This is a genomic window from Mycobacterium sp. BK086 (assembly GCA_004362315.1).
GTDB lineage: Bacteria > Actinomycetota > Actinomycetes > Mycobacteriales > Mycobacteriaceae > Mycobacterium.
The window spans coordinates 1-4,325 of sequence record SNWL01000001.1 but is presented as its reverse complement, the minus strand read 5'-3'; the positions used below and the strand labels follow the sequence as shown (position 1 = coordinate 4,325).

The window sequence follows — 4,325 nt, the reverse complement described above, 5'->3', positions numbered from 1 at the left end:
GGGGGTGGTCTGAAAATAGCGGCGGTAGTGATTGGGGCCGTTGTCGCCGTGGCCGCCATCATCGCCATCATCATCAACCTCACCCAACACGACACTCCTTCCACGACCGCGACGAGCACGCGCACTTCGACTACTCGCACCTTCACAGAAACGGTCACTACTTCCACAGTCGTCGCGCGACCGCCGACCGCCACCGCACCACCCCCGGGGGCAAAGGAATGTGGTCCACCCGCGGGTGGACGATACGCGCACACTGCGGCCGGAAGTGATTTAACTTCATGCCCTTTCGCGCTCAATGTCGGAAATGCCGTGAATGACGCCAATGGGCAGTTCCCCAGCATTCTGCAGGTATACAGCCCAGTAACCCATCAGTTCTACGCGATGGCGTGTGCGATGGAACAGGTGCTGACCTGCCGTGGTGGAAACAATGCCGTGGTCTATGTCTACTGAATCGCAGCCGTCGGATCCCCGTCACCCGGGCGGGCACCGAGCCGTGAAACGTCCGGCCCGGGACCGATCAGGATCGGTGCGAGTTCTGCGTGTGGCCGTGGCGATCGCCGCCGTAATCGCGCTACTGGCCTGCGGAATCCCATGGCTTGTACACCAAATGGGAACCGAGCGTGCCGCCGCCGAAACCCCTGAGCCCACAGCGGGCCCCGCTCCCGCGCAACCGCAGGCTCCAGCGCCCGCTCCTGAAGCCGTGTCGACCGCCGTCGACCTCTCGGCCGCCTTCGCTGGGTTGCAGAACACAGTCGGGGCCGACATTGGTCTCGCCTACGCGCCGCTCAGCGGAGCCGGTCAAATTCATTCGTTGGGTGCGTGGTCGTCGGGACCGGCCTGGTCGACGATCAAAGTGCCTCTCGCGCTGGCATTTTTGCGCCAGGACGGCGCGGGCGCGGTGGATGGCACCATGCGGGCCGCGATCACCGCATCGGATAACGGTGCCGCCGAACAGATGTGGGAACAGCTGGGTGCTCACCAGACCGCGGCCGACAAGGTGGAGGCGGTGTTGTCCGAGGCCGGAGGCCCGCCGCCTGCGGTACCCAGCGAGGTCACTCGGCCGGGGTTTTCCGCATTCGGGCAAACCCGGTGGTCACTGGCCGACCAGGTGCGATTCTTGGCCCACGCGGCATGCGACGCCCGCAACGGACCTGTGCTGGATCTTATGGGCGACGTTGTGTCCGGACAGCGGTGGGGGCTGGGGACGATCGGCGGGGCCAAGTTCAAGGGTGGTTGGGGGCCGGGTACTGACGGGCGCTACCTGGTGCGCCAGTACGGGATCATCGACACTCCGACCGGTCAGGTGGTGGTGGCGGTGGCTGCGGTCCCTGACTCGGGCGGCTTCGGTGACGGCACTGCCATCCTCACCCGAATGACCTCCTGGCTGAAAGACCATATCGGCGACATCGGCGGAGACACGTGCGACCAGCGCTGACTGGCGGCACGCTTCGGCGTTGTCGGCCGAACGGATGAATCGTCGTCCACCCTCGGCTGGTCCAGGTGGCTTACGGTTTACTGAACGCGATACTGCGGTCGGGATGAAAGTTACAGGTAGCGATGGCTAACGACGACGAACCCACCTGGGGTGACACTTATCCGAACCCGGGCGCAGGCGCCTCGCCGAGCAACACCGGCCCCGCCCCTGGTCACGCCATCCCGAATCAGCAGTCGATGCCCGTCATCGGGTCAGGTCAGTCGATGCCGAGGATCGGTCAGCCGCACGCCGACTATCACCAGCAGGCCCAGCAGCATTTCTTGGCCGGACAGCCGACCGCGACGCCGTATCCGGCGGTGACGCCACCGGCGGCCAGCTACCCACCGGCATATCCGCCACCTCAGGCGCCGCGGCCCTCATACGGCTCGCACGCGCCCGGTCCGGCCAGAGATTCGTTCGTGATCCGTCTGATGGAGCGCGGTGTGCGCGGTGAACTCTTCCGTCAGCCGTGGTTCCATAACCTCCGCGGCCGGTCCCCCGACCCGTTTGTGTTTGCGACGTTCGCCGGCGGCGTCGTCTTGAGCATCCTGTTCGGATTGATCCCGTCGACTTTCCTCTCAACGCTGCTCATCCTCGCGGTGTGGGCAGCGATCGGCTACTCGTACCTCGCTCTCGGCACCCGTCTGTCGCACCAGTTCCTCGAGTTCGGGATCTGCCTCGTGGGCACGATCGTCATGTCGTGGCGAGCGTTAGTAACGGTGACGACGTTGGCTGCCGACCACAGCCTGGCTCGCTATCTCCATGTATACGTGGAACCGGCACCGGTTCTGGTCCTCGTGTTGCTCATCGACGTGGCGACCGCAGCGTTCCTCATCTACGCCGGTTTGCAGCTCCATCGGGGCATCCAGCGGCTCTCACAGCCATGAGACGCCAAGCGTGCCAACCAAAGTCGGAGACTGATGGTCGATGACGGATCAGGATCCCGACTCCGTTAAAGGCCAGGGGCCTGCGCTGCCACCAAGCCGGTTTGGCGCGGGCTTCACAGTCGGCGGTCACGCCGAGGAGCCCCCACCGGCCTACCCGGCCGCCAGCTATGGGACGTCCTACCCGCCTGCACCGGCATATGGTGCGCCCAATAGCGGGTATCAGCCTCCGCCGGCGCCCGAACCGGGCGGCGCACTGCGCTATCCCGATCCGATGCCTCAGCCTGTGGCTTATCCGCCACCCGTCGCCGTCGGCTACCCGGTGCCAGTCGTGGTCCGTGGGACCAACGGAATGGCCGTCGCGTCGTTAGTGTGTTCGCTGGTATGCCTCGGCTTCCTCGGAATAATCTTCGGTCACATCGCCGTATCGCAGATCAATCGCACCGGTGAGGAGGGCAAGGGCCTCGCTATCGCGGGTCTTGTGATCGGGTACGTCAGTCTGGGAGCGGCGCTCCTGTTCTACGTCATCCCGTTGATATTCCTCGTAGGCGCCAGCTCCTATTAAGGCAGTGTCGCCAGGTATGTCTCGATGCCGGACGCGACGGCGGTGGCGTATCGGGCCCGCCCGTCAGTGGACTCCATCGCCGCGGCGTCGTCGTCGTTGCGCATATTTCCCAATTCGATGAGCACCGCGGGATATTGAGCCAGGTTGAGGCCTGCCAAGTCGCTGCGGCCGAAGAGCCCGCCGGAACCGATGTAGGTCGACGGCTGTAAGCCGTTGCTTACGAGGGTGTCGCGCATGGTGGTGGCTAGCCGCACCGAAGCGACGGCCTGCGTGTCGTTCAGTGGCGGTGCGGAGTAGTTGACGTGGAACCCATGGCCCGACTGCGGACCGCCGTCGGCGTGGATGCTGACAATCGCGTCGGGCTGTTGGGCGTTGGCCGCCGAAGCCCGCTGATTGACACACGGACCCAGTGAAGCGTCGTCGGGGCGAGACAGTACGGTGCGTACGCCCTCCGCGTTGAGCAGCCGCTGGATATCAGTGATCACCGCCCAGTTGAAGGCGTGCTCGGGGTAACCGTCATTGGTTGCGGTGCCGCTGGTTTGGCAATCCTTGGTGCCACCTCGGCCTGTGGGCACCTGGCTGGTCATTGACGAGTCGTACAGGCCACTGTGTCCGGGGTCGAGCACCACCACTCGGCCCGCCACGTCACCGGCGGCGTGAGCCTGCAGCGGGTCCGCCACAAATGCTGTCGCCGCGGACATCATCACGATGGCTGCCCCGGCCAGCGCGGTGCGTGCACCCAACATCGGGCCAGGCTAACAAAACACCGCTTCCCCAGTGGATCGACCCAGGCTCGCCAGCGCAGACGCACACCAATGCTGTCACTAATGTTGCTGGTGGTCTCATCCTCGAAAACGAATGAAATTGATCCGATGGCCCTGAGTCGTGAACCAGCAAGTCCCAGAGACCAACTGAGGAGGCCCGCACGATGCGCGGTATCAATGTCGGTCGAATGGATCCATGACTTCGGTATGTCGCATGCTGCACCGGGCTAGTCGGTCCCCCCACCCACTGGGCGGCCCCCACGGACTGCAGACCGGACACCTCGTGGCCATCCGCACAGTCGCTGAAACTGCATTGACGACGAAGGAGTCTGGCCGCCAGACCTTTTGGCGATTCGACACGGGCACGGTGCGCCGCCTTGTCGGACGAACGACCGACAAGATGTGGCGCGCGATAGTGGGATACTGCAAGACCTTGCCGCAGCGACCCGCCCGCATGTAGTGCCTCCCCCGACATCAGACAGAAACATCACTGAACCCATGACGTCACAGCATCCCCAAGTCACCGCCCGAGTCGTGCCTGTTGTTGGGGGTGTGTAGGTGGGTTCGTTGTGGGTTGATGGTGGGGTTTCGGTGGTGTTGGGTGCGGTGTTGGCGCGTGCGGGGGAGGGGGTGGTGTA

At 64.6% G+C, this 4,325-nt stretch carries 4 protein-coding genes and 1 pseudogene; 4 read left to right on the top strand and 1 reads right to left on the bottom strand.

Annotation, left to right across the window (positions count from 1 at the left end; all coding sequences use genetic code 11):
• From EV580_RS00030 to EV580_RS00015, 4 genes and pseudogenes are all read left to right on the top strand, one after another.
• A pseudogene (locus tag EV580_RS00030) lies at positions 1–450 on the top strand (hypothetical protein); the annotation flags it as partial.
• A 76-nt stretch (positions 451–526) separates the two neighbouring features.
• On the top strand, positions 527–1,435 hold the full coding sequence (locus tag EV580_RS00025) for a serine hydrolase (protein ID WP_133689124.1): 909 nt from the start codon (positions 527–529) through the stop codon (positions 1,433–1,435).
• A 122-nt stretch (positions 1,436–1,557) separates the two neighbouring features.
• Positions 1,558–2,361 (top strand): hypothetical protein, encoded by an 804-nt coding sequence (locus EV580_RS00020; RefSeq protein WP_133689123.1) that lies wholly within the window; start codon positions 1,558–1,560, stop codon positions 2,359–2,361.
• A gap of 40 nt (positions 2,362–2,401) precedes the next feature.
• Positions 2,402–2,923, top strand: a complete 522-nt coding sequence (locus EV580_RS00015; protein ID WP_133689122.1) for a DUF4190 domain-containing protein — start codon at positions 2,402–2,404, stop codon at positions 2,921–2,923.
• Here the strand turns inward: EV580_RS00015 and EV580_RS00010 are convergent.
• Positions 2,920–3,669 (bottom strand): Rv3717 family N-acetylmuramoyl-L-alanine amidase, encoded by a 750-nt coding sequence (locus EV580_RS00010; RefSeq protein WP_133689121.1) that lies wholly within the window; start codon positions 3,667–3,669, stop codon positions 2,920–2,922. The two genes, EV580_RS00015 and EV580_RS00010, sit on opposite strands and share 4 nt — an antisense overlap.
• Positions 3,670–4,325 lie beyond the last annotated feature (656 nt).